The following is a 26,300-nucleotide window of genomic DNA, read 5'->3' as shown; positions in this document are numbered from 1 at the left end:
TTCGCAGAAAAAATTAAATGCTGGAAATTGTATATCAGGACGATCATCTGATTGCCATCAATAAGCCTCATGGTTTATTGGTTCACCGTTCTTCTATTGCTAGTGATGCTACAGAATTTGCCTTGCAAATGCTAAGGGATCAGATCAATAAGTATGTTAGTCCTGTACATCGTTTAGACCGTAAAACCAGTGGATTGCTGCTTTTTGCTTTCGATAAAGAGACGGAGATCGCCATGCACCAGCAGTTTCAAAATGCCGAGGTAGAAAAGAAATACCTGGCAGTTTTGAGAGGTTATGCGCCTGATAGACTAGAAATCGACTATCCATTGGCCAAAGAAAATGGCAATATGCAGGAAGCATTTACTGCTTTTGTAACTTTGCAGCGCGCTGAGCTGGAGGTCGCACTTGGAAAACACCCAACATCCAGATATTCCTTAGTGGAAGCTACGCCAACCACAGGAAGGATGCATCAATTGCGCAGACACTTTGCGCATGTCTTTTATCCGATTATCGGTGATCGCAAGCATGGCTGCAATAAACAAAACAAGTTTTTCAAAGAGCAGTGGGAGATGACCACGATGCTGCTGCATGCTTCAGAATTGAAGTTTGTACACCCGGTAACGAAAGAAACCATCCATTTAAAAGCGAATGTTCAGGACGAGTTTAAAAGGGTCATGGAACTGATGAGCTGGACGCTTTAACCTGTTTTTTATTTTAGAATAGCTGTACTACATTTAAACCCAATACCATGTTTTCAAAAGATCAGGCTGCACAGTTAAAACAGTCTTTCTGGACTACCTTCGGACAATATATCGCGCCTCATCAATCTGCTGAAGGGATGAGAATCAATTGGGTGAATTATAAGACAGGAATTAAGTACCTTAATTTTAAAATGTCTGCCGACAAGAAATCCGCTTACATTGCAATTGAGATGTCTCATCCTGATCCAGGAATGCAGGAGTTGATTTTTGAGCAGTTTGCTGCTTTTAAAACGATGCTGCATACGAACCTGGGGGAGGAATGGGACTGGGAATTACTGACTGTCGATGAACATTATAAAACGGTGAGCAGGATTGTTAAACACCTTCCTGAGGTGAGTATTTTCAAAGAATCAGACTGGCCGGCTTTGATTTCCTTTTTGAAACCAAGATTGATTGCACTGGACGAGTTTTGGTGTGATGCAAAGGATGGTTTTGATACTTTTAAATAACTAAGATGAGACCTTAGTAAAATACCATGGTATTATCAATTCAGTCCTTGTATATTTCAGATATTTTTATTTAAGCTAATTATATTAGTATATAATACTATATTTGTTAGTAAAATATAGAAAAATGTCTGAACGGATTAGAGAAAAGTTGAATATCCTTGCTGATGCGGCCAAATATGACGTGTCCTGTTCTTCAAGTGGAGGGACAAGAAAGAATGACAATAAAGGACTCGGTGATAGCCATGCATCTGGAATCTGTCATACCTATACAGAAGATGGGCGCTGTGTTTCTCTGCTAAAAATTCTCCTGACCAATCATTGCATTTATGACTGTGCCTTCTGTGTTTCAAGAAAAAGCAACGACATAGCGCGTGCGGCATTTACAGTAGAAGAAGTAGTTTCCCTCACCATCAACTTTTATAGAAGAAACTTTATCGAAGGCCTTTTTTTAAGCTCCGGTATTTTTAAGAATGCTGATTTTACCATGGAGCGTTTATTGAAGGTTGTGAAGAAACTAAGGCTTGAAGAACGTTTTAATGGGTACATCCATCTGAAAACTATTCCTGGTGCAAGTGAAGAGCTCATTAGAGAGGCTGGGCTTTATGCAGATAGAATGAGTATCAATCTGGAGATGCCGACAGAAAGTGGTCTGAAATTACTTGCTCCGGAAAAGAACCATGAAGATGTGAAACGACCACTTGCATTGGTACAAAATCAAATCATACAGTTTAAAGAGGAGAAAAAGCTAATTAAGAGTACACCTAAATTTGTGCCTGCGGGTCAAAGCACCCAGATGGTGATCGGAGCAACTCCGGAAACAGATAAAGATATTATGCATACCGCAGATGCATTTTATAGGGATTTCTCGCTGAAAAGAGTTTACTATTCTGGATATATTCCCATTAGTTACGACAATCGCCTGCCGCTGATTGGCACTCAACCTCCATTAATTCGTGAGAATAGATTGTATCAAACAGATTGGCTCATGCGCTTTTATGGTTTTCATGTAAATGAACTCCTGAATGATGCGAATCCGCATTTGGATGTAGATGTGGATCCGAAATTGAGCTGGGCATTAAGGAACCTCCAATATTTCCCAATAGACATCAATGTGGCTGCCTATAAAATGATCCTACGCATCCCCGGAATTGGTGTGAGCTCTGCAAAAAAGATTGTACAGGCTAGAAAATTCGGAAAATTACGCATTGATCAATTGAAAAAAATAGGGGTGGCCTATAACCGGGCAAAACACTTTATCAAGTGTTCAGATAGTCCTTATCAAATGAAAGATTACCAGGCTACACAAATCAAGTCATTCATACTGGCGGAAAGCCAGGGTAAATATGCTAAGATTGATGTTCAGCAATTGATTTTGTTTTAACCCGACAATTACCATGATATATGTGATCGATGGAAGTTTAGAAAGCTTGCTTTGTGCAGTTTTTGAATGGTTTGAAAGAAAACCGGGAAAGATCAGCCTTCAGTTAGAAAAACACCACCAGCCAGATGCTTTTAGTACAGAATTTTATGTACATAATGACAATAAAAAAGCTGATAGAGTATGGACAGGGTTAAAAAAGAAACTAAATGCAGGCTGGATGAGGAGATTCTACTGCACTTTTCTTTCAGAATCTACTCAAGCCTATAACAGTTTATTTGAGTTTAGCTGTTATATATTTTCCAACCCAGCCGGGGCAGAAGCTAATTACGGTAATGTTCATGTATTGACGGTCGCACAAACCGCTAAGAAGGTAGAACGAGAAAAACATAGGATGGAGGCCTTCATCAGGTTTCAGCTTTCTGCAGATGGAATTTTCTACTGTGGAGTAGATCCAGACTTTAATGTACTCCCTTTAATTATGAACCATTTTAAGAACCGCTATGCGGATCAGCACTGGATCATTTATGATTTAAAAAGACATTATGGATTGTATTATAACCTGGAACAAGTAGAAGAAGTAAGCCTAAATACAGAAGAGGAGAAGAACCTGAACAGACCTACCGCAGAGTTGCAGGACGGTAAAGAGCGCCTCTACGCCACGCTATGGAAAGACTATTTTAAAAGTACTAATATTGCGGCTAGAAAAAACACCAAATTACACGTGCAGCATGTCCCTAAAAGGTACTGGAAATACCTTACGGAAAAAACAGGTACTTAAATTGCCATTGCCAAGCGAGGCTCAGTCAATTCCCTGCGTAACTTCAAATTTATACGGACAAAATAAGAAACATTCGTATATATTTGAGTGCTGCGATACCATTAAAACATTTATGAAAAATCTTAAGCTTCCGGCTTTTTTATTTGGCTTGCTCTCTTTAATGGGCTGTATGGGAAGTATGAATCCAACAGGTGGAAACTCAGCACCTGATTATCCCTATTTTATCACTCAAGAACCATTGGTCGTTAAAAAGATATCGGTTCCAATAGGAACAAAATTAGTGTATGATGAGCAGTTTTTTAAACAAGGGGAACAAGATAAAATATTGAATGAGAAAAAGCTCAACTCCATAGAACTTCCGACTGGGAAAACGATAGATTGGGCAGGTGTTCCAGTAACTTCGATTTCAAAGTTTTTCAATTCGGAAATGTGCGGATTTACAGTTTATGCAGACTTTGATCAAATGAACAAGGGTAAAGGGAGAAAAACTAAATTCTCTGAACTATGGCAAACCTGCAGTAATGATATAGGAATTACGGTGAAGGACATAGACGATTGGTCTTTTAATCCAAAAAATATTGCTGATGTGGAGAGCTGCAGTGTCAACTATCAGCGATATTTCAAGGATAGTCCAAGCCAGCAAGGCTTCCTGGATGAAATGTATTCCGAACTTATAAAAAACGGCTCCAAATAAAATCTGAAAATAGCCGTGCTATACCTTAGCGAATCAGGTATCCGATTAGGGGAAATATAGTATCTTTGGCTCAAATCGGGGCTTTTGCTCTTAAATTATGCAGGTGTGAAGAATTTCCAACCAGAACTCAGGACTGTTAATGTGACCAGGTATGTCACCCCTTTACGCGAAGGGGGATCGATGCCTGCAATAGCAGAAGCAGATGACGACTTTTTATATGTACTCAAATTTCGTGGTGCCGGACAGGGATTACGTGCGCTCATTGCCGAGTTAATTGGTGGAGAAATCGCAAGGTTACTTGGCTTGAGAATGCCGGAATTGGTGTTTGCGCAATTGGAGAAAGATTTTGGCCGGATTGAACCAGATGAGGAGATCCAGGACTTATTAAGGACGAGTGTTGGGCTGAATCTTGCCTTGCATTACCTTTCAGGAGCGATCACTTTTGATCCATTGGTGAATCAGGTAGACGAAAAAACTGCTTCACGGATTGTATGGATGGATGCGCTGCTGACCAATATGGACCGTACCGCCCGTAATACCAATATGTTGATCTGGCATAAAGAATTATGGCTGATTGACCATGGTGCTGCATTGTATTTTCACCATTCCATGGAGAACTGGGAAGAACAGGCCGTAAGACCTTTCAGCTTGATCAAAGATCACGTGCTGTTGAGCCAAGCTTCGGAATTGGAAGAAGTGAATGCGGTATTTAAAGCAATTCTGACTCCGGAAAAAATCAGGGCTATTGTTTCCTTAATTCCAGACGACTGGTTGATCAGGGACAATACTTTTGACTCTATTGAAGCACACCGCGAAGTATATTCCAACTTTTTGGAATTGCGCCTCGCAAATTCAGATATTTTTGTAAAAGAAGCACAGAATGCAAGAGAAGCACTTATTTGAGTATGCCGTGATCCGCGTCGTACCAAGGGTAGAACGGGAAGAATTTCTTAATGTGGGCATTATACTGTATTGCGCTAAGCAAAAGTTTTTACAGACTTTATTTGAATTGGATGAGGGACGTCTTGCCGCATTTTCCTGCAAACTGGATCCACAGGAATTGCTAGACCATTTGCGTTCTTTTGAGCTGATCAGCAAAGGAGGAAAGGCAGGAGGAACGATTGGTCAGCTGGATATGGCTTCACGCTTTCGCTGGTTAACAGCCACCAGAAGTACGGTGGTTCAGACTTCTAAAACTCATCCAGGTTTATGTTTGGATGCCCAGGAAACCTTGAAAAAACTATACGAACAGCTGGTGCTCTAATACTTCTTTTCCGGGCGCTTAGCTGTTGATACCCATCGCGTAAAGAATGATATTTACGCCGAATTTAGTGTTGTCTTCCGCCAGGAATCGCTTGTTGCGGAAGTCGTAATCCCATTCACAGCCATAGTCTTTGTTACTGTACAATACTCCGATGCGGTTATTAATGGTAATGGCTTTCAGGTAATCATGTACCAGGTCGTCGCCCCAGCCGTTTAATTCAAATGAGGTCGTAGGCGGGCCATTCTCAAAATTGAAAAAGGAGTGGTAAATCTTATGCTGGTTAGGAATTTTTTTAAGTGCTGCCGGACCAAACAGGTTGCTCATTTGTGTTTCAAATGATTTGGCAAACAGCCCATCGATGTCGTGGTTGCAATCGTCTACAAATACAAAGCCGCCATTGTTTACATACTTCTTGAAATTGGCCGCTTCCTGCTGGTCAAATTGTACCAGCTTATGTCCGCTTAAATAGCAAAACGGATATTTGAAAAGGTCCTGACTACTTAATTCTACGATCTTTTCTTCAGGATCCAAAGGAATGGTGGTATATTCCAATAAGGAATTGAGCAGATTGGAAGGCATACGCTGATCCGTATCCCAATTCCCGGATTTATACTTTATTCTCGCAAATGTGAACTTTGATCTTTGCATCGTTCTAAAATAACGTCTATTTTCATTAGAAACGGGATTTTAGAGGATATATCTTGTAATTTTTTTGATATTCTGATCAAGGGATAGGAAATAATACGCGGAGAGCCCTATATTGAATCACAATCGCTTACCTCATAAAAATCATTGCTTTGGAAATTTCAGAAAGTAACCTTAAAACCTTGATCCATAAAATTTCTCTGTTAAAAGAAGAAATCCAAAAGGTGATCGTCGGGCAGGACATCATTATTGAAGAAATGCTGGTCGCTTTGCTTGCCGGCGGACATTGTCTTTTAGAAGGTGTGCCGGGGCTGGCAAAAACGCTGATGGTGCGCACCATGTCTCAGGCCCTGGATCTTTCTTTTAGAAGAATTCAGTTTACGCCGGATTTAATGCCTACTGATATCGTCGGTACAGAGATTTTGGAAGAAGACCATGTGACTGGAAAACGGTTTTTTAAGTTCAATAAAGGGCCTCTATTCGCCAATATCATTCTGGCGGATGAGATCAATAGAACGCCGCCAAAAACACAGTCCGCATTGTTAGAGGCGATGCAGGAGTTTGAAGTCACGTATGGCGGACAAACCTATCCTTTAGACCGTCCGTTTTTTATCCTGGCTACCCAAAATCCAATAGAGCAGGCGGGTACCTATCCACTTCCTGAGGCACAGCTGGATCGTTTTCTGCTGTACATTAAGATAGGGTATCCTACAGCGGCCGAAGAAACAAAGATACTAAGCAGTACCACTGGTACTCTTAAAAATAAAGTGCAGCCAGTCATCGGTGCAGACGAGATTAAGCAGCTTCAAGCCTTGACAAGAGAGGTGAGCATCAGTGATGATTTGATTGCGTATGTGGCAGAGCTGATCCGTGCCACCAGACCAGACACGAGTACGGTTGATTATGTGAAGGAATGGGTGCGCTGGGGTGCAGGTCCAAGAGCTGGACAAGCCTTGATCTTAACCGCTAAAGCCAGAGCATTGATCCATGGACGTTACGCCGTAGGCATGGAAGATCTGCAAACGATGGCTTATCCAGTATTGAGACACCGGATCTTAATGAATTTTAAAGCAGATGCAGAACAGGTGACCGCCGATATGGTGGCCGATGCGCTTCTAAAATCCATTTCAAGACCGAAAATCAACATTTAATGAGCAAACTGCTAGATCCGAAAGTGATGATGGCGATCAAAGAGCTGTCTTTGTCGGCAAAGATGACGATTGATGGTTTCATGAGCGGGATTCACAAAAGTACGGTGAAGGGCCCTGGATTGGAGTTTAGTCAGTACCGCAGCTATCAGCCCGGGGACGATCTGCGCTCGCTGGACTGGAAAATGTTTGCCCGTTCAGACCGGTATTACATCAGGGAATCTGAGGTAGAAACCAATATCAGCATCCGCCTGCTGATCGATGCAAGTGCTTCTATGAACCATCAGGATGGCGCTAATACCAAAATGGATTATGCACGTTACCTGGCTGCTTCATTAGCTTATTTAGGTAATTTGCAAGGTGATGCCATTGGTTTATACGTATTTAAAGATGCAGGGATCTTCTCTATGGTGGCGAAACAAGACTTTCAGCATCTGGCGAGATTGTTTTATCAATTGGAACAGGTAAAGCCAGAAGGGACTTTCACAAAGCCCATCAATTATAAAGAACTCTATGCCGGGGCTCAAAAAAGGGAACTGCTCATCTTTATCACGGATCTTTATGAGGTAAATCAGGAGATCTTTGATTTATTGGATACCTTAAATACGCTGAAGCATGAGGTGCTGGTTTTTCATTTGATGTCTGGGAATGAGATGAAACTGGATTTTAAAGGATATACGACTTTTGAAGATTTGGAAACTGGAAAAACCATCCAGATTGATCAGGAGACTGCGAGGGCTGCTTATCAGGAAAATATGGCCCGTTACCTGGAGCAAACCAGAACTAAAATGCTGGACAGAAGGATTGCTTATCGCCTGATACAAACGGATCAACCGCTGGATCAGGCATTGAGAGACTTTTTGAACCAAAGAAACAAATTAAAGATATAGAGATATCAAGGTGCATTTACTTTATCCCATAGGCTTAATCGCGTTAGCAGGACTATTGATCCCGCTGATCATCCATCTGTGGAAATTGAAACAGGGGAAAACACTGCGTATTGGAAGTATAGCCTTGTTGGGCGCGAGTTCTCCATTTACTTCCAGAAGTTATCAGATCACAGATTGGCTGCTGCTTTTATTGAGAATACTGCTGATCGTTTTACTGTCCTTCCTATTGTCGGAGCCCTACCTGAAGAGAGAGAAAAATGAAGGCATCAAAAAAGGCTGGGTGTTGCTGGAAAAATCTCAGTTACCCTCGGTTTATAAAACACACAAACAAGAGCTTGATTCTTTAATCCAGGCTGGTTATGAATTGCATGACTTTGGATCAGGCTTTCAGAAAATTAGTATGGAGGATACTTTAAAAAATGAAAAACCAGATGCGGCAAGTCATCAGGGGCTAAATTCATCAATCACTACCTCGGCTAAAATAAGTCATTATGCATTACTGCGTGAACTGAATGCACAGTTGCAGCCGAATTTTCCAGTCTACCTCTTTGCCGATCGGAAATTACAAAGTATGGGCGGGAACCAGGCACAGGTCGATTTCCGTTTAGTATGGAAAGAAATAGCCGGAAAAGACACCTTAGCTACCTGGAGCAGCAGTTTTGCACATAAAACTTTCGAAGCTAAATCCAGTCCGGAAATCACCGCAATTAGAAGGATGGATGAGGTTCAGGATGAGGCTAAGACCAAGGTGTTGATCTATGGAACAGAACACCCTGAAGATGTAAAATATCTAAGGGCTGCGATTGAGGCCATCGCTCAGGAAACAAAACGAAATATAGAGGTATCGATGTTTAATGGCAAGAATGTTAGTGGATTAAGTTTTGATATTGGCTTCTGGATTTCGAATAAACCAGTCAGCTCTGGATTTTTAGCACAGCTTTCTAAAGATGGTCGTTTGTTTAACTATGCAGGAGAAAAAGTAACCAGCATCAACTCCTGGGTTGAAGTGGAGCCCGGAACAAAAGGAAATATGCCAGCTATCCCACTGAACAAAAGGACCTTTGATACGACTGATCAGGGAGCAGTGTTATGGACAGACGGATTTGGAGTTCCCCTATTAACCAGGTCAAAAGAAAAGACATTGAACCATTATCGTTTCTACAGCAGAATCAATCCGCAATGGACGAGCCTGGTCTGGAATGAGAAATTTGTGGAAGCCATGATGCCTGTTCTATTAGGTGAGGATGGAAGCCTAGCTGGATTTGGTTTTGAGGTCAGTCCTGATGACGAGCGAAGAAGTTCTCTTAAATCAGCGACAGGATCCCTGGCCGGTCAGTCCGCATCAACAGCTCATCTGTCGGTTGCTGATCAATCCAGTCTGCCTGCAGCTAGTCAGCAAGAACAGCCGCTTGAAAAAGTATTTTGGCTAACGGCTTTATTGGTTTTCACCTTAGAGCGCATCATTTCCTTACATCATAAAAATAAGTTAAATCATGGTTGAGCAGGAAGCGATAAATAGAATAGAAGGGTTCAGAAAACAGTGGATCTTCTTATTGCTGCTTCAGAATCTGATGTTGAGCCTTGGCTTAACCCTGATTTTCGGTGCTTTAGCAAGCTATTTGTTGGATTGGTCGGTCTGGGTATGCCTCCCTTTATTTTTGTTTTTTTTCGTTTTACTCAGTTTATTGAAGCCCTTTTGGAAAATCAGTGTACAGCAGATTTCCAGATATTTGAATACCCATTTCCCTGAATTGGAAGAAAGTGGGGCACTTTTACTGAAACCTTCAGCAGCATGCAGTGTGCTGGAACGTTTGCAGCAGCATAAAATCAGCGAAGTCATGCTGCACATTAAACCAAAACTGCCATTCCATAAATTAACATGGGCAGCACTGGTGTTGGTGGTTGGCGTAGGAATGAACTTTGGAATCTCCTTTTTAAAGCCATTAATAGACTTTCAGGCAGCTGATCCTGTAAAAGACAATGTTTCGACGGTAAAAGAAAAAGTACTCCCGGAAATCGCCTCTTTTTCACTGCGGATCAAATCACCGGCTTATACGGGAATTCCGGAAAAGACACAGTCAGCTTTTGCTTTTAAAGCAGCACACGGTGCTTTATTAGAGTGGGAGATCAGCACTACAGTGCCGGTGAAAGTGCTGAAACTGATTTTTAATGATAAGGAAGTGGCGGTTTTAAAGTCGCAGGATCATCACGGAAAAAGCTGGCAGTTTGCTAAAACAATGGCTAAGTCTGGTTTTTATCAGGTAGAGCTGGATGGTAAAAAATCAGAGTTGTATATGATGACGGTTATTCCTGATCTTCCAGCGGTGATCAGGATTACTCAACCTAAACCACATACAAGTATTGATTTCGGGCAGGTTCCTCAAGTCCATTTAAAAGTTTCCTTAACAGATGATTACGGGTTGAAATCGGCTTATATTACTGCTACAATGGCTAGTGGTAAAGGGGAAGGCGTTAGTTTTACGGAGCGAAAGCTTGATTTTAATACGCTGTTTAACCAACAAAGATCCATGAATTTAACCAAGCTGATCGACATCAAAGCCTTAGGCATGAAACCCGGTGATGAACTTTACTTTTTTGTGAATGCCATTGATAATCTGGGTCAGATGAGTAGATCTGATGTGTATTTCGTATCTATTGTGGATACGGCAGAGTTGATGAGTATGGCTGGAATGACCAATGGCGTAAACCTGGTTCCTGAATATTTTAGAAGTCAGCGCCAGATTATTATGGATACGGAAAAGCTGCTTGCGGAGAAAAGTTCCATCAGCGAGGAAAGTTTTAAAAACAGGAGCAACGATCTGGGCATGGATCAAAAGCTATTGCGGCTTCGTTATGGGAAGTTTCTGGGGGAAGAATCTGAGACAGAGATTGGGGGGGATCATGACCATAAAGAAGGAGACGATCACGATGACCATGGTCATGAAGCCAAAGAAACGCAGGATCAAAGCACACAGAAATTTGGGGATGTGAAAGCGATTATGGACAGTTACGCCCATAAACATGATATTGCAGAAGATGCTACCTTTTTTGAACCCGAATTGAAAGCCCAGCTAAAAGCAGTGCTGACAGAAATGTGGAAGTCGGAGTTACAATTGAGAACCTATAAAACACGTGATGCTTTACCTTTTGAGTATAAGGCCTTGCGTTTGCTGAAGGATCTTCAGCAGAAATCAAGGGCTTATGTGGCCAAAACCACGGTTAAAGTGACGCAGCTGAAGGAAGACAAGCGGTTGTCAGGGGAGCTGGATAAAATCGGGTCACCCATACAAAAAAGTGATTTTGAGACAGATGATAAGCGAGTTGTCCTTTTGAAACAGGCACTTACTGTGCTGGAAAACAGAAAGACTGCTACTGGATTTAAAGATTGGGAACGTCAAGTGCTGAAAGAAACAGAACCATACATGATTGTTGCGGCCTCAGATCAGCCTGCGGTGTTTTTGCCAGCTCTAGCTGCAGGCAGAAAGCTTTTATCAGCTAAAGCTGGATCAGAAAAAGATATCGCGCTATTGCAAAAGGCAATAGTCAGGATGTTAGGTGCTGCTCAATCTGTTCCCCAGCTGCCAACTTCGGCACCAGCTTCTACCTTAAGTCAGAAGTATTTTAATCACCTTAAAAAAACAAAACAGTCAAATGGATTTTAAATACCTGGCTATCGGATTTTGTGTGGCATTGGGTGTTTTTCTCCTGATTGCCGAAACACGCAGAAAGCAAAAGGCACATCTGATCTGGAGGTTATTGGCCAGTACTATTGCTGTAATATGTTTTTACTGCTTGTTATATCCACCAAGTTTTACAGATAAAAGGAAAGCCGGTGCTCAGGAAATTAATTTGCTAAATGGCGATGTAGCTGATGGTTTAGTTATAGGATCAAGTAACCAATCAGCTCCGAAAAGTGTAAGTGTTAACACTTTAAAAGGGCTTACTTATTCCATAGATCATCAGTTCTTTATGAAGAACAGGAAGGCCGGAGTTCGCTTTGTTCCAGATTTGGAATACTTCCTTAAATCCAATCCTGATTTGCAGGTGATTCATCTTTACGGAAAGGGACTTAGCCCGGATCAGCTCCAATTGTTAAAGGGAAAACAGCTTAGCTTTCATCCCGGTCCGGTAAGGGATGGCCTAACTGCAATTAATTGGAATGGCCAGCTGACACCCAGTTCTGAATTGATCATACAAGGCACTTATCAGCATACTGGAGGGACAGCGCCAAAGCTGTTACTAGAAGGGCTGGGGACGAAGCTAGATTCGGTCAGTGTTACTGAAAAAGGGCTGCAAACCTTTACTTTAAAAGCGATTCCGCAGCAATCCGGTAAGGCCGTTTTCCGTATCATTGGCATGAAGGGAAAAGACACTTTGTTTACTAACCCTGTTCCTATTGAAATTAAGCCATCTCATCCGGTTAGGATTTTGATGCTGGCTTCCAATCCGGATTTTGAATATAAATTCCTTAAAAACTGGCTCTTTGAAAAGAAATATCCGTTGATTTTCAGGAGTCGGATCAGCAAAGACAAATACAGTACCGATTTTTTAAATACGGATGTTAATGAATTTCAGGTCATTACCGCTGGTTTACTAAAAAAAATGGATTTGCTGATTTTGGATGAGGAAGAATTAGCGCAATTGTCTGGAACAGAGCGAGCTCATATAAAACAAGCTTTAGACAATGGTCTTGGCCTGTTTATGAGGGTGAGCAGTGTGAAATCCAGTGCTGGAATTGCAAATGGAAGCAGTAGGTATGAATCCGAATCACTAAAAAATAAGCCATTGCATGCTGGTTTTACCAACCATGGACCGGTATTAAGTGCTTTGCCTGTAGAACAGCTCCTGTTTTTGAAAGCAGGTAATGACGATCAACCTTTATTTCAGGAAGCTACCGGTAAGATTCTGGTGAACAGCCAGATTTATGGTATGGGCAGGCAAACGGTTTCCGTCCTTCCAGCGACCTATCAATGGATGTTGAATGGTGCTGCTGGTGATTATGCCAGATTTTGGTCTGCGATGGTCAATAAAACGGCAAGGCCTGCCGAAGCAAAGGAAAAATGGACGATCAGCCCTGGGATCCCCGAACTGACTGACAGACTCCATATTTCGATCTCTTTGCCACAAGGAGGAGCAGTTCCTCTATTTAAAACAGCAGGAGAAATCAGTAGTCCGCTGCAGAATAGGGAACTGGCTACACAATGGCAATTGAACAGCTGGGCTACGCAACCAGGCTGGAATACCTTTCAGGCAGGAGATTTAACCGATGCTTTTTATGTCTATCAGAAAAGCGATTGGCAGCAATTGCGGGAAACCCAGCAACAGCTGGCTACCAGTCAATTCGTGAAAGATCATCCGATTCATGATAAAGTTGTAGAAAAGAGCATTTTGTTGGATAAAAAACTTTCTTTATGGTGGTTTTTTATACCTTTTTTACTTTCTGTCAGTTTTTTGTGGTATGAAACTAAAATGTTATAGAATTCTTAGACATTACCTCCTTTAATTAGTTAAATTAGGAATATTATTAACCTAACTAACTGAACCACTTGAAAAGAAAAGACTTTCTCTACCTATCCGGCATCGGAATGGGGGCATTGATGCTTCCTGACCTTTCTGCTTTCGGAAATCCTATAGATCCCCTGCAAGCGTTAGAGGGTGTGGATGTGAAAATTAAAAAAGAGCTCGCCGATGTGGCTTTAAATGCGGCAAAATCTAAAGGCGCCAGTTATGCGGACATTCGTATAGGCCGATACCTGAATCAGTTTGTGGCTACCCGAGAAAAAAGAGTGCAGGGAGTAGCGAATACCGAATCTTATGGGATTGGTGTACGGGTATTGGCAAACGGCTGCTGGGGATTTGCAGCAACGAATAACGTCACTAAAGAAGCGGTAGCTAAAGCTGCTGAACAAGCGGTTGCAGTGGCGAAAGCAAATGCTAAGATCCAGGGGGAGCCGGTACAATTGGCCCCACAGAAAGGTTTTGGTGAGGTAAGCTGGAAAACTCCTATAGAAATCAATGCATTTGAGGTTCCGGTAAAGGAAAAAGTAGACTTGCTGCTCAATGTAAATGACATTGCCATGCAAAATGGCGCCAGCTACATTAACTCAGTTATTTTTGCGGTAAATGAGCAGAAATATTTTGCTTCTACAGATGGTTCTTACATTGATCAGGACGTCCACCGCATCTATCCTTCCTTTAATGTCACTAGAATTGACAGGGAATCGGGTAAGTTCCAAACCCGTTCTGCGCTAAGCTCCCCAATGGGAATGGGCTATGAATACATGAATGCCCGTCCACAGGACAAGGTTTCAGGTGTGGTTACCCGTTATAAAGGCAGATATGATATGCTGGAAGATGTAAAATCAGCAGCGCTGAATGCCGCGGAAAAAGTGAAAGCCAAATCGGTAGAACCTGGGAAATATGATCTGGTACTTGATCCTTCACATTTATGGCTCACGATTCACGAATCTGTGGGGCACCCAACAGAGCTTGATCGTGTATTGGGCTATGAAGCTAATTATGCAGGAACCAGCTTCCTGACTCTTGATAAATGGAAATCGAAAAACTTTAAGTTTGGAAGTGAGCGTGTAAACGTAATCGCGGATAAAACACAGCCAGGTTCCCTGGGAGCCGTAGGTTATGACGATGAAGGTGTGAAATGTAAGAAATGGGACATTATAAAAGACGGTATTCTGGTAAACTACCAGGCCATCCGTGATCAGGCACACATCATTGGTCTGGATGAATCTCAAGGCTGCTGTTATTCTCAAGGCTGGGATGATGTGCAGTTTCAGCGTATGCCTAACATCTCTTTACAAGCGGGTAAAGAAAAATTAAGCGTAGATGACATGATCAAAAACGTAGAGAAGGGGATTTATATCATTGGGAATGGCAGTTTTTCAATTGATCAGCAGCGCTATAATTTCCAGTTCGGCGGACAAACATTTTACGAGATCAAAAATGGTAAGATTGCTGGCATGCTCAATGATGTAGCCTACCAGTCCAATACCCAGGAGTTCTGGAATTCCTGTTCTGCCATCTGCGACGAAAGTGACTACCGCTTAGGTGGTTCTTTTAACGATGGTAAAGGACAGCCTTCCCAAAGCAGCGCCGTTTCTCATGGAAGCGCAACCACAAGATTTAATGGAGTTAATGTGATTAATACAGCAAGAAAGATTTAATTATGGCCATATTAAGTAAAGAAGAAGCCCAGGCAATACTAAAAAAGGTACTCAGCTATTCAAAAGCAGATTCCTGCGAACTAAGTTTAAGTGGGTCTGATGGCGGGAATATCCGCTATGCGAGAAATGCCGTGTCTACCGCCGGACAAATCAGTGTGATGGACCTGGCCGTAAGTGCAACTTTCGGCAAGAAAACCGGAGTGGCCACTATCAATGAGTTTGATGATGCTTCACTGCAAAAAGTAGTAAAAAGAGCCGAAGAGCTGGCGATGCTGGCACCGGAAAATCCGGAATTTATGCCATTGTTAGGTCCGCAGACCTTCCAGGAGTCTGCAACCTATAACGCAAAAACAGCGGCAATTACACCGGACACGCGTGCGGAGATGGTGGGTAAAAGCCTGCAGGTCTCTAAAGCCGCAAATCTGGAAGCTGCAGGGTTTTTAGAAAACTCGACGCGATTCAATGCGATTATGAACTCGAAAGGGCTGTTTGCTTATAATAAAGGAACGGATGTTTCCTTCTCAGTAACGGTAAGAAATCAGGCAGGGACAGGGTCTGGCTATATTGAACAAGGATTTAATGACCTGGATAAGATGGATACGCTGGCGTTGAGTAAGATCGCGGCTTCCAAAGCAACAGGTTCAGCAGCAGCAAAAGCCATAGAGCCTGGAAAGTATACCGTAATCCTGGAGCCATTGGCAGCAAGTGATATGTTAGGTAATATGTTCCGGGGCTTTGATGCACGTAGTGCAGATGAAGGCAGAAGTTTTATGAGTAAAAAAGGTGGAGGAACCCGTTTAGGTGAACAGTTGTTTTCAGAGAATGTGAATATATATTCTGATCCGATGAACCCGGAAGTCCCTTCTGCAACATGGACTGGAGACGGTTTACCTGTGAAAAGAACGCAATGGGTAGAAAATGGTGTGGTGAAAAACCTTTCTTATTCAAGGTATTGGGCTGGGCAAAAAGGTGTAGAACCGGTGCCTTTCAGCAGAAGTATCGTGATGGAAGGTGGTACACAATCGTTGGAAGACCTGATTAAGAGTACGGAAAAAGGTATTTTAGTGACGAGATTTTGGTACATCAGGTCTGTGGATCCGCAAACGCTGCTGCTTACGGGGCTGACAAGAGATGGTACATTTTATATAGAAAATGGGGAGATTAAATTCCCGGTAAAGAATTTCAGGTTCAATGAAAGTCCGGTGATTATGTTGAACAATGTAGAAGCGCTAGGGAAGCCGGTGAGGACTGGAAGCGGGATGATTCCTCCGATGAAAATCAGGGATTTTACGTTTACTTCTTTGTCGGACGCGGTTTAAACTAAAAATAGTATAAGATCAAAAAATGAGCACAGTTATACAAGGTCTGGAACCTTTGCCCTGAAGGGGGCAAAGTTCCTAGGCCCTTTTAATAACCATGCTCATTTTTTGTAACCAAACTGCATATAAGAACCAAACTGCATAAAAAAACAAACTGCATAAAAAAAACAAACTGCATAGGAGAACCAAATGCATTAAAGGAAATACAAAACTTAACTAACATTACATTGAGAAGAAGAGACTTTCTATATATGACTGGAGTTGGCCTTGGGGCTTCGATGGTCCAGGGAATGCCAGTTTTTGGCAGAGAGATTACCGTAGAGGAGGCTTTAACTCCGGTAGATGTGCAGCTGAAGAAAAGGATGGCGGATGTGGCACTGAATGCAGCGCGCGCTAAGGGTGCAACTTACGCGGATGTCAGGATTGGCCGTTATTTAAATCAGGTGATTGCCACCCGGGAAAAGCAGGTGCAGAATATTGCCAATTCGGAGTCTTATGGGTTGGGTGTTCGTGTCATCGCCTTTGGCTGCTGGGGCTTTGCTGCCACCAATAATATGGACAATGACAGCATTGCTAGAGCCGCAGAAATGGCGGTCGCGATTGCAAAGGGGAATGCTAAGTTATTAACGGAACCGGTTCAGCTTGCACCACAGAAAGGTTTTGGTGAAGTGAGCTGGAAAACGCCATTGGAGGTCAATGCTTTTTCAGTATCGATTCCTGATAAGGTAGCACTGTTGCTGAACGTCAATAATGAGGCATTAAAAGGAGGAGCAAAGTATGTGAATTCGAACCTGTTTATGGTGAATGAGCAGAAATATTTTGCTTCTACAGATGGCTCTTATATCGATCAGGACATTCATCGGATCTGGCCCACATTTACGGTAACCAGGATTGATCCGGCAGGAGGAAAGTTTGAAACCAGGAATGCCCTTTCTGCACCAATGGGAATGGGATTTGAATACCTGACACCAAAAGATTCTGAGCAGATTAAAGGTGGTCCTGTTACCATGTACAAGAAGCGTTATGACATGCTGGAAGATGTACGGGAAGCAACGGAACATGTGGCGGAAAAGCTGAAGGCTAAACCTGTAGAACCTGGGAAGTATGACCTGGTACTAGATCCTTCGCATTTATTCCTGACCATTCATGAATCTGTGGGACATCCGACAGAGCTGGATCGTGTGTTGGGGTATGAAGCCAATTATGCAGGCACTAGTTTCCTTACGCTTGATAAATGGGAGAGTAAGAAATTCAATTTCGGCAGTAAAGCCGTTAATATTCTTGCGGATAAAACTGAACCGGGTTCCTTAGGGGCCGTTGGCTACGATGATGAAGGTGTGAAATGCGGAAATTGGGACATCATTAAAGATGGTATCCTGGTGAACTATCAAACCATCAGGGATCAGGCTCATATTTTAGGTTTGAAAGCCTCTCAGGCTTGCTGTTATGCGGATAGCTGGGAAAGTATTCAGTTTCAGCGGATGCCCAATGTATCTTTAGCTCCTGGAAAGGCAGCGCTTAGTGCCGCAGAAATGGTGAAAGGAGTAGAAAAGGGGATTTATATGTTCGGTAGGAACTCTTATTCTATTGACCAGCAGCGCTATAATTTTCAGTTTAGTGCGCAGCTGGCCTATGAGATTAAAGATGGAAAGCTGGGAGGAATGCTGAAAGATGCTTCCTATCAGTCGAATACGCAGGAGTTCTGGAATTCCTGTACACAGCTTTGCGACCAGCAGGATTACCGTTTGGGTGGAACATTTGCAGATGGGAAGGGGCAGCCTGGTCAGGCGAGTGCTGTATCTCATGGGAGTCCAACTACCCGATTTAACGGCGTAAGCGTGATCAATACCGGACGTAAGTTAGGCTAATATTTATTGTAACTTTTTGTGGGGGATCATCGTCTGATTATTACTATTAATTAACCTTAAACCACCTTACTTTGAAACGTAGAAATTTTATTTACTTAACAGGCGTTGGAGCGGCCGCGGCCATGCTTCCAGCCATTCCTGTATGGGGCAACGAGATTCCCCTGGAACAGTCGCTCGAGTACATCGATCCGGCAGCGAAAAAGCTGCTTTCCGATGTAGCACTTAATGCAGCGCGCTCAAAAGGGGCCACCTATACCGATGTCCGTGTAGGCAGGTACCTGAATCAGTTTGTTGTAACCAGAGAGGATAAAGTCCAGAATATAGTGAATACCGAGTCTTATGGCGTCGGGATTCGTGTCATAGCCAATGGCTGCTGGGGTTTCGCTGCAACAGACCAGATGGACAAAGACAGCATTGCTAAAGCCGCGGAATTAGCTGTAGCCATTGCAAAAGAAAATGCCAGATTACAAATAGAGCCCGTACAACTTGCCCCTCAAAAAGGCTATGGCGAAGTGAGCTGGAAAACTCCTATAGAGAAAAGCGCTTTTGAAGTGCCGATCAAGGAAAAGGTAGACTTACTGCTTTCAGTGAATGATGCTGCCATGAAAGGTGGGGCGGACTATATCAATTCCATTCTGTTCATGGTGAACGAGCAGAAGTATTTTGCTTCCTCAGATGGTTCTTATATCGATCAGGATGTTCACCGCATCTGGCCAACTTTCTTTATCACCAAAATCAACAAAGAAACCGGGAAATTTGAAACTAGAAATGCCTTAAGTGCCCCTACAGGTAAAGGGTATGAGTATTTGAATGCCAGGCCGGAAGATAAAATAAAAACTGCCTCTGGAACCTTGTATAAAGGTCGATATGATATGCTGGAAGATGCGAAACAGGCGGCAACGCAAGTGGGCGAAAAGCTGAAAGCGAAGTCGGTGGAGCCAGGAAAATACGACCTGGTATTGGATCCTTCTCACCTTTGGCTGACCATCCATGAGTCTTGCGGACACCCGACAGAACTGGATCGCGTACTCGGATATGAGGCGAATTTTGCAGGGACCAGCTTCCTGACTTTGGATAAATGGCAAAGTAAAAACTTCAAATATGGCAGTAAAGAGGTCAACATTACGGCGGATAAAACTGAACCTGGTTCTTTAGGGGCGGTGGGTTATGATGATGAAGGTGTGAAATGCGGGAAATGGGATGTGATCAAAGACGGCGTACTGGTCAATTATCAGGCGATCAGAGATCAGGCACATATTGTAGGACTGGATCATTCTCAGGGCTGCTGTTATGCCGACAACTGGAGCAGTGTGCAGTTTCAGCGCATGGCAAATATTTCCCTGCAGCCAGGTAAAAAACCGTTGTCTATTGCAGACCAGATTAAGAACGTTGAAAAAGGGATTTATATCGTTGGAGAGGGATCCTTCTCTATTGATCAGCAGCGCTATAACTTCCAGTTCGGCGGACAATTGTTTTATGAAATTAAAGCGGGCAAGATTGTCGGGATGCTGAAAGATGTGGCTTATCAGGCCAATACCCAGGAGTTCTGGAATTCTTGTTCCGCAATTTGCGATCAGAGTGATTACCGCCTTGGAGGATCTTTCTTTGATGGTAAAGGACAGCCTATGCAAACCAGTGCCGTGTCACATGGCTCTGCAACCGCACGTTTTAATGGAGTGAATGTAATCAATACAGCTAGAAAAATCGGATAGAAATCATGGCAATATTAACTAAAGAACAAGCCAAAGCGCTTTTAACGAAAGTACTGGGCTACTCAAAAGCAGATGAATGTGAAGTAAATCTGAGTGGATCTGATTCAGGAAATATCCGCTATGCAAGAAGTTCGGTTTCTACCAGTGGAGGCGCTAGCTCGCAAACCTTGGTGGTGAGTTCCGCTTTTGGAAAGAAACTAGGGGTGGCTACCATCAATGAGTTTGATGATGCCTCCCTTGAAAAGGTGGTGCGCAGAGCAGAGGAACTGGCAAAACTAGCTCCTGAAAACCCAGAATTTATGTCTTTTTTAGGACCTCAGGAATATGGACCGGAATCACCTACGTTCGTAGCTTCAACAGCTGCTGTTGGGCCAAAAGAAAGAGCGGATGCGGTGGCTGCAAGTTTGAATCAGGCTAAAGAAAATAAACTGAATGCTGCAGGCTTCCTTTCCAATGAAGCTGGCTATTCAGCAATGATGAACAGTAAAGGGCTTTTTGCATACAATAAAGCAACAGATGTGGCTTTTAATATCACGATCCGCACGGAGGATGGGAAAGGATCTGGTTATGCCACCAGAGGCTACCATGATTTCAGCAAATTGGATACGAAGACTGATACGGCTGTAGCGGCGAAAAAAGCCATGGCCTCTGTGACTGCAAAAGCGATAGAGCCGGGCAAATATACGGTGATTCTGGAGCCTACGGCAGTGGCTGTTATGCTGGAGAATCTGTTTTTTGACCTCGATGCGCGTCAGGCGGATGAAGGAAGGAGTTCTATGAGCAAACCGGGTGGAAAAACGAAATTGGGTGAGCAATTGCTGGACGAACGTGTGAATGTCTATTCCGATCCATGGAATAAAGAACTGCCAGGATCTACCTGGTCTGGGGATGGCAGACCTCAGCAGAAAGTAAACTGGATAGAAAAAGGAGTGGTTAAAAACTTTTACACTTCCCGTTATTGGGCACAAAAGACTGGAATTAAGCCAATACCTTCACCTAATGGGGTAATTATGGTAGGGGGTGATAAGTCCTTAGAGGAGCTGATTAAAGGAACGGAAAAAGGGATTTTAGTCACTCGTTTATGGTACATCCGTCCGGTAGATCCTCAGACTTTATTGCTTACCGGGTTGACCAGGGATGGTACGTTTTACATTGAAAACGGAGAGATCAAGTTTCCGATCAAGAATTTCAGGTTCAATGAGAGTCCGATTATTATGCTGAACAACCTTGAAGAAATGGGGAAATCAGAAAGGACAGTGAGTGCGGAATCGAATTCAAACTACCTGCTGCCGCCATTGAAGATTAGAGATTTTACTTTTACTTCACTATCAGACGCGGTTTAATTGGTGGTTTAGGCAGCTGCTATGCGCTGTTGTAGCCATGCCTGAGCAGAATTGATTTAAAATACAAAGGGCTGTTCGATTGAACAGCCCTTTTTCATAGGTAGAAGCGTTAATTATGTAATTATGGTTTTACATTAGGATTGCTGTCATATTCTGTTTGCGGTAAAGGAATCAGATAATAAGGGCTGTTCGCTGTGAATGGCTTATCATCTGGGAACCTTAATGTAGTATGTTGTTTTGCAAATACCTCTTTTGGCCCAGTAGGAGTAATCACTGTCACTTTTAAAGGCTGTCCATCTGGTCCTAAAGCCGGTTTTCTAACCACAGCGCGCTGTGTTCTTAGAATATCTGCTATGGCGAAACCTTCACCCCAAAGTTCTTTTCTTCTTTCAATCAGAATGTCGGCAATTAGGTCTTCTTTAGTTTTTGTACCTAACACGTAAGTATTTGCTTGTCTGGCAGCTAAAAGCTCATTCAGTGTTTCTACCGCGTTTGGTAAGTTCCCTGACCTTGCATAACCTTCCGCAGCAATCAAGGTCATTTCAGCAGAACGCATCATCACAATGTCTGCGGTGACATCCGAACGGAACTTAAATTTCTGGTACCTTAAATAACCCTCTCTACTTGGTAAACCATCCCATAAGAAAAGTTTTGATCTGATGTCATTGGCATCAAACAGGTTTTTGAAGTTTGGATCAGCCATGAAGCTATAGTAATAGGAAGAAGTACTGCTTACATCTAAGTAGTGGAAAGAATAACTGGCATTACTTTGATCTGCCTGTTGTCCTTGTCCCCAGATCCATTCGCTGTTTTTCAGGTCATTGAAACCATTTGCATACTCATTAGGAGCCATATAAGTATAGTTCTTCTTTGCAGCTAAAGCTTGTGCTGTGGCCAGGTCCCATTTACCCATGTTCAAATAGGTTCTAGCCAAAAGACCATGAACTACATCCGTATTGATCTTGTATTTAGTCGTACTTGGACGGGCATATTTTACCAATAACTCTTCAGCTTGTGTTAAATCTGCAATAATCACCTTATATACTTCTTCTAAAGTAGCTTTTGGATTTGGTTTTGAATCCGGTGTAGTTGGCGTGGTATATAAAGGAACTGCTAGTGCCTGTGGGTTTAATTGGTAATTGAACTGGTAAAAAGTAACGAGGTTTAAATAGCTGTTGGCTCTTAATGCCAATGCCTGACCTTTAATTCTTGCTTTTTGATCAGCTGTACCTTCCGAATCATCGATCTTCGTGATGACGTTATTCATATTGTCGATCACTTTGTATAAAAGCGTCCAGATTCCGTTTAAACGACTTTGGTTATTGGCGATCGTATAATTATAAGAATCTGCGTAACCATATTTATTTTGTATGATGGCTACATCATTTCCCATGGCATCACTATTTCTTAAAATAGTAGAATACCCAGGGTTGGCATAAGTAAAAAAGGTTTCGTGCATATAGGCCCATGTTCCGTTAAGGACCATATCGATGTTATCCGCTTTTGCAAAAACCAGTGATTCATCTACGGCTGTCGTAGGACTGGTAGTCAGCTCTTTCTTGCAACCCAGGAAAGGGAGTAAAAGAGCCGTAACCGCTATATATGTTATGTTTTTAATCTTCATTGTCGTAAATAAATTAGAATGTAAGGTTTAAACCGGCAGATAGTGTGCGCATTGATGGGTAACGGAAATAGGTCGTTCCTTCAATGGTTTGTTCAGGATCCATTCCTTTGTGACCGTAAAACGTCAGTAGGTTTTCTCCAGTTAGGGTCAGTTTCAGATTGGCCAGTCCCCATCTGTTTGCCAGGCCTTTCGGCAGACTATAACCTACAGTTAGATTTTTCAATCTTGCGTAAGTACCACTGTACAGAAAGCGGGTAGAGGCTTGTGTCCATCCTTTGTTATCTGTAGTCAGTTTAGGAACATTTGCGTTTGGATTTTCTGGTGTCCAGTGATCCAGGATTTCTGTAGACCATGGACGGCCAATTGAGCTGCCCGTATGCATTAAACCTACATAATCATTGTCCAGGATTTTACCACCAATGCTATAGTTGAATAATGCAGAGATTTCAAACTCTTTGTAGTTAAAGGTATTGGAAAAACCACCAGTCAACACAGGAAGCGAAGTTCCCTGAACGTATTGTGTGGCCTTTGCATATTCGTTTGTGGTGGTCTTAGTGCCATCATCCAGTGTTCTGTACCAAAGTGGATCCCCGTTTGCCGGATTTACACCTGCCCATTCCTTAAGGAAGAAGTCTGAAATCGTACCGCCAACCTGCATGATTTTGGTTGAAGTCTTGATCGGCTGTGGATTTGCTGGATCTTGCTGTGGCAATGCCGTAATGGTATTTTTGTAATGGGTGGCATTTACGCTGATCGTCCATCTGAAATCAGTAGTACGAACAGGAATGGCATTGATCTGTACTTCGACACCTTGGTTTTTTAAAGCGCCTATGTTTTCATCAATAGAAGAGAATCCTAGTGATGGAGCCATTGGACGACTAAACAGGAGGTCTTTTGATCTTCTGTCGAAATACTCTACCGTACCGCTGATGCGGTCATTTAAGAAACCGAAATCTATCCCAACGTTCAGGTTTAAATTGGATTCCCATTTTAGGTTAGGTGTAGCCAATCTGGAAGTAACTAATCCATTTTCCCCCAGGTTATTCATGAAGCGGTATAATCCTTTATACGCATAATAACTACCGATGTTGTCGTTACCCTGTGCACCATAACTGGTTCTGAAAGTTAAGGTACTCAACCATGGTGTTTCTTTCAAGAAAGCTTCTTCGGAAAGTTTCCAGGACGCACCAAGGGACCAGAAAGTACCCCAGCGTTGTTCTGGTGAGAATCTTGACGTGCCGTCAGTTCTTAATGAAGCCGAGAAAAGGTATCTTTTTTTGTAGTCATATTCTGCTCTTCCAAGAAAACTCAATAACGTATAGTCAATAGAGTTTCCGCTGAAGCCAGTCAGCTGTGCTGCAGCATCCGGCTCATAAAAGTCCGGTAGGGCAAAGCGCTGACGGGAACCAGAAATCACACGGTAATTGTATTTGTAAAGTTCTTGTCCACCTAAAACATTCAAGTGGTGATCACCAAATGACTTGTCATAAGTAGCAATGTTGTTCCATGTCCAGGAATAAGTTCTATTGTTTGATTTAGAAACACTACCACCAGTTTCTTTTCCACCACCTAATATTGGGTTGGTATAGTAATGAGAGTTGTAGTTTTGAAAGTCACCACTGTAAGTGGTTTTGAATTTTAGTTCAGGTAAGATCGTTGCTTCTAAGAAGGTTCTTGCAGAAACATTGTCTTTCATGATTTCTGATTTATCTAATCCTACTGTTGCAGGAAGGTTACTTCTTGGAATGGCTGAACTTGGACGGTAAGCACCAAAATCATAGATCTTATTTCCAGCACCATCTAGTAGAAAAGAACCATCAGGATTGTGCTGATAGATCGGGTAGAAACTTGGGATCGCTCTTGAATATTGGATCACATTGGCCGTGTTACTGTCTTCTGAGGTGGGGTAATCCTGAGTACTATTTGATGCGGAGATATTCATTCCTGCCGTCAGCCATTTTTTTGCTTGTGTGGTCAGGTTTACTCTGGCATTGTAGCGTTGGAATCCTGAGCCAATGGCAATTCCTTTATCATTCAGATAACCGCCAGAGATGAAGTATTGACTTTTTTCTCCACCGCCACTAAAACTCAGGTCGGCTTGTGTTCTTCTAGCGGTTTGTTCTGTTGCTTTTCCCCAGTCGTCATTCCATAAAGCGGTTGCACCAGGAACAATTTTTCCGTCCGGTCCAACAGGATTTGGATAGTTACTACCGTAAGGATTGATTCCTAAATCACCAATGATTTGTCTGCTGGCTGCCTGCCCTGCTTGTAAATCAGTGAAAGTAGGGTTGGAGCTCAATTGCTTGTTTTTTACAGCCAGCCAATAGTTCTCAAAATATTGGTCTGTAGTTACCTGTTGGTAATCTTTCACCGAACGGTCAGAAATACCCTGGCTGAAAGTTGCAGAGATTTGTGTTTCATTGTTTCTCTTACCTGATTTTGTGGTAATGATGATCACCCCGTTTGCACCTCTAGAGCCATATAAAGCACTTGAAGCTGCATCTTTTAACACACTTACGGATTCCACATCACTTGGGTTAATGGAATTCAGGTCTCCGGAAAATGGATTCCCATCTACTACATATAATGGAGCACTTGAGGCGTTGATTGAACCAATACCGCGAATACGGATGGTTGCTGCTGTTCCTGGCTGTCCGCTGGACGAAACTGCCTGTACCCCTGGTGCTAAACCTTGAAGTGCTTTAGTGATGTTAGAAACTTGTCGGTTTTGAAGTTGTTCTCCATTGATGCGGGAAACTGCTCCGGTAATGTCTCTCTTTTTTGTTGTTCCATAAGCGACAACCACTACTTCATCCAGATCGCTGGAAGCATCTGCGAGGCCTATTTTTAAGTTGTCTCCTGCTTTTGCAGTTAATTCCTGAGTGGTAAAGCCCAGAAAAGAAAAGATCAGGGTTTCCTGTTCTTTAGGCAATTGGATGCTGAAATTTCCAGCATTGTCGGTAGTAGTGCCGACTTTTGAACCCTTAATCAGAATACTGACACCAGGTAGGGGAAGTTGTGTTCCTTTTTCAATTACTTTCCCCGTGACTTTATAAAGTTCCTGAGCATTTGCGAATTGAATGAAGAACAAAAGAAATAAAATAGATAATCTTGTTTTCATTTGAATAATTTTTTCTTTGATAATAGGGTTTAGCATAGCTGTTTTCCTGATGAACAGGTGAGTGGCAATGCCATAATAATAGGATGATTAGGCAGAAATTTTAGGCAATAGTTTTCCTTCAC

20 protein-coding genes are annotated in these 26,300 nt (G+C 42.6%); 17 read left to right on the top strand and 3 right to left on the bottom strand.

Annotated features, from left to right (window positions below):
• Nucleotides 1–17 precede the first annotated feature (17 nt).
• From K7X70_RS08820 to K7X70_RS08790, 7 genes are all read left to right on the top strand, one after another.
• Nucleotides 18–701 (top strand): pseudouridine synthase, encoded by a 684-nt coding sequence (locus K7X70_RS08820; protein ID WP_222536710.1) that lies wholly within the window; start codon nt 18–20, stop codon nt 699–701.
• Between the two features lie 47 nt (nt 702–748).
• Nucleotides 749–1,210 carry a DUF4268 domain-containing protein gene (locus K7X70_RS08815; protein ID WP_222536709.1) on the top strand — a complete coding sequence of 154 codons (462 nt, stop codon included), beginning with the start codon at nt 749–751 and terminating at the stop codon, nt 1,208–1,210.
• Between the two features lie 124 nt (nt 1,211–1,334).
• Nucleotides 1,335–2,591, top strand: coding sequence for a putative DNA modification/repair radical SAM protein (locus K7X70_RS08810; RefSeq protein WP_222536708.1), 1,257 nt, complete (start codon nt 1,335–1,337; stop codon nt 2,589–2,591).
• 13 nt (nt 2,592–2,604) lie between these two features.
• A complete protein-coding gene (locus tag K7X70_RS08805; protein ID WP_222536707.1) occupies nt 2,605–3,369 on the top strand; it encodes a TIGR03915 family putative DNA repair protein in 765 nt (254 codons plus the stop codon).
• A 112-nt stretch (nt 3,370–3,481) separates the two neighbouring features.
• Nucleotides 3,482–4,063: a hypothetical protein gene (locus K7X70_RS08800; RefSeq protein WP_222536706.1), complete on the top strand. Its 582-nt coding sequence runs from the start codon at nt 3,482–3,484 to the stop codon at nt 4,061–4,063.
• 105 nt (nt 4,064–4,168) lie between these two features.
• Nucleotides 4,169–4,966, top strand: coding sequence for a HipA family kinase (locus K7X70_RS08795; RefSeq protein WP_222536705.1), 798 nt, complete (start codon nt 4,169–4,171; stop codon nt 4,964–4,966).
• Nucleotides 4,944–5,327, top strand: a complete 384-nt coding sequence (locus K7X70_RS08790; RefSeq protein WP_222536704.1) for a DUF3037 domain-containing protein — start codon at nt 4,944–4,946, stop codon at nt 5,325–5,327. The genes K7X70_RS08795 and K7X70_RS08790 overlap by 23 nt, the downstream gene beginning before the upstream one ends.
• An 18-nt stretch (nt 5,328–5,345) precedes the next feature.
• Here the strand turns inward: K7X70_RS08790 and K7X70_RS08785 are convergent, their stop codons facing one another.
• The gene (locus K7X70_RS08785) at nt 5,346–5,975 is read right to left on the bottom strand and encodes a DUF4159 domain-containing protein (protein WP_222536703.1); all 630 of its coding nucleotides are present in this window, start codon (nt 5,973–5,975) and stop codon (nt 5,346–5,348) included.
• Between the two features lie 149 nt (nt 5,976–6,124).
• Here K7X70_RS08785 and K7X70_RS08780 point away from each other — a divergent pair, with 149 nt between their 5' ends.
• The 10 genes from K7X70_RS08780 to K7X70_RS08735 all read left to right on the top strand — a co-directional run bounded on the left by K7X70_RS08780 (nt 6,125) and on the right by K7X70_RS08735 (nt 21,433).
• Nucleotides 6,125–7,123, top strand: coding sequence for an AAA family ATPase (locus K7X70_RS08780; protein ID WP_222536702.1), 999 nt, complete (start codon nt 6,125–6,127; stop codon nt 7,121–7,123).
• Complete coding sequence (locus K7X70_RS08775) at nt 7,123–8,010, top strand: DUF58 domain-containing protein (RefSeq protein ID WP_255607019.1); 888 nt, start codon at nt 7,123–7,125, stop codon at nt 8,008–8,010. Before K7X70_RS08780 ends, K7X70_RS08775 begins: the two co-directional genes overlap by 1 nt.
• Before the next feature lie 10 nt (nt 8,011–8,020).
• A complete protein-coding gene (locus tag K7X70_RS08770) occupies nt 8,021–9,511 on the top strand; it encodes a BatA domain-containing protein (protein ID WP_222536701.1) in 1,491 nt (496 codons plus the stop codon).
• A complete protein-coding gene (locus K7X70_RS08765) occupies nt 9,504–11,672 on the top strand; it encodes a DUF4175 family protein (protein ID WP_222536700.1) in 2,169 nt (722 codons plus the stop codon). The genes K7X70_RS08770 and K7X70_RS08765 overlap by 8 nt, the downstream gene beginning before the upstream one ends.
• Complete coding sequence (locus K7X70_RS08760; RefSeq protein ID WP_222536699.1) at nt 11,662–13,488, top strand: hypothetical protein; 1,827 nt, start codon at nt 11,662–11,664, stop codon at nt 13,486–13,488. The genes K7X70_RS08765 and K7X70_RS08760 overlap by 11 nt, the downstream gene beginning before the upstream one ends.
• A gap of 68 nt (nt 13,489–13,556) precedes the next feature.
• Nucleotides 13,557–15,191 carry a TldD/PmbA family protein gene (locus K7X70_RS08755; RefSeq protein WP_222536698.1) on the top strand — a complete coding sequence of 545 codons (1,635 nt, stop codon included), beginning with the start codon at nt 13,557–13,559 and terminating at the stop codon, nt 15,189–15,191.
• A gap of 2 nt (nt 15,192–15,193) precedes the next feature.
• Complete coding sequence (locus tag K7X70_RS08750) at nt 15,194–16,510, top strand: TldD/PmbA family protein (protein WP_222536697.1); 1,317 nt, start codon at nt 15,194–15,196, stop codon at nt 16,508–16,510.
• A 227-nt stretch (nt 16,511–16,737) separates the two neighbouring features.
• Nucleotides 16,738–18,378, top strand: a complete 1,641-nt coding sequence (locus K7X70_RS08745) for a TldD/PmbA family protein (protein WP_222536696.1) — start codon at nt 16,738–16,740, stop codon at nt 18,376–18,378.
• Nucleotides 18,379–18,449: 71 nt separating this feature from the next.
• Nucleotides 18,450–20,090: a TldD/PmbA family protein gene (locus tag K7X70_RS08740; RefSeq protein WP_222536695.1), complete on the top strand. Its 1,641-nt coding sequence runs from the start codon at nt 18,450–18,452 to the stop codon at nt 20,088–20,090.
• Between the two features lie 5 nt (nt 20,091–20,095).
• Nucleotides 20,096–21,433, top strand: a complete 1,338-nt coding sequence (locus K7X70_RS08735) for a TldD/PmbA family protein (protein ID WP_222536694.1) — start codon at nt 20,096–20,098, stop codon at nt 21,431–21,433.
• A gap of 121 nt (nt 21,434–21,554) precedes the next feature.
• Here the strand turns inward: K7X70_RS08735 and K7X70_RS08730 are convergent, their stop codons facing one another.
• Nucleotides 21,555–23,057: a RagB/SusD family nutrient uptake outer membrane protein gene (locus K7X70_RS08730; protein WP_222536693.1), complete on the bottom strand. Its 1,503-nt coding sequence runs from the start codon at nt 23,055–23,057 to the stop codon at nt 21,555–21,557.
• Nucleotides 23,058–23,070: 13 nt separating this feature from the next.
• Complete coding sequence (locus K7X70_RS08725; RefSeq protein WP_222536692.1) at nt 23,071–26,178, bottom strand: SusC/RagA family TonB-linked outer membrane protein; 3,108 nt, start codon at nt 26,176–26,178, stop codon at nt 23,071–23,073.
• Nucleotides 26,179–26,300 lie beyond the last annotated feature (122 nt).

This window comes from Pedobacter polysacchareus (assembly GCF_019802255.1).
Lineage (GTDB): Bacteria > Bacteroidota > Bacteroidia > Sphingobacteriales > Sphingobacteriaceae > Pedobacter > Pedobacter polysacchareus.
Note: the sequence above shows the minus strand (reverse complement) of the source record. Positions and strands in the feature narration are given on the sequence as shown.

Excerpts from the sequence above, each read along its gene's own strand:
- K7X70_RS08820 (WP_222536710.1), top strand. The coding sequence starts at position 18 with ATGCTGGAAATTGTATATCAGGACGATCATCTGATTGCCATCAATAAG.
- K7X70_RS08815 (WP_222536709.1), top strand. The coding sequence starts at position 749 with ATGTTTTCAAAAGATCAGGCTGCACAGTTAAAACAGTCTTTCTGGACT.
- K7X70_RS08810 (WP_222536708.1), top strand. The coding sequence starts at position 1,335 with ATGTCTGAACGGATTAGAGAAAAGTTGAATATCCTTGCTGATGCGGCC.
- K7X70_RS08805 (WP_222536707.1), top strand. The coding sequence starts at position 2,605 with ATGATATATGTGATCGATGGAAGTTTAGAAAGCTTGCTTTGTGCAGTT.
- K7X70_RS08800 (WP_222536706.1), top strand. The coding sequence starts at position 3,482 with ATGAAAAATCTTAAGCTTCCGGCTTTTTTATTTGGCTTGCTCTCTTTA.
- K7X70_RS08790 (WP_222536704.1), top strand. The coding sequence starts at position 4,944 with ATGCAAGAGAAGCACTTATTTGAGTATGCCGTGATCCGCGTCGTACCA.
- K7X70_RS08785 (WP_222536703.1), bottom strand. The coding sequence starts at position 5,975 with ATGCAAAGATCAAAGTTCACATTTGCGAGAATAAAGTATAAATCCGGG.
- K7X70_RS08775 (WP_255607019.1), top strand. The coding sequence starts at position 7,123 with ATGAGCAAACTGCTAGATCCGAAAGTGATGATGGCGATCAAAGAGCTG.
- K7X70_RS08765 (WP_222536700.1), top strand. The coding sequence starts at position 9,504 with ATGGTTGAGCAGGAAGCGATAAATAGAATAGAAGGGTTCAGAAAACAG.
- K7X70_RS08760 (WP_222536699.1), top strand. The coding sequence starts at position 11,662 with ATGGATTTTAAATACCTGGCTATCGGATTTTGTGTGGCATTGGGTGTT.
- K7X70_RS08750 (WP_222536697.1), top strand. The coding sequence starts at position 15,194 with ATGGCCATATTAAGTAAAGAAGAAGCCCAGGCAATACTAAAAAAGGTA.
- K7X70_RS08735 (WP_222536694.1), top strand. The coding sequence starts at position 20,096 with ATGGCAATATTAACTAAAGAACAAGCCAAAGCGCTTTTAACGAAAGTA.
- K7X70_RS08730 (WP_222536693.1), bottom strand. The coding sequence starts at position 23,057 with ATGAAGATTAAAAACATAACATATATAGCGGTTACGGCTCTTTTACTC.
- K7X70_RS08725 (WP_222536692.1), bottom strand. The coding sequence starts at position 26,178 with ATGAAAACAAGATTATCTATTTTATTTCTTTTGTTCTTCATTCAATTC.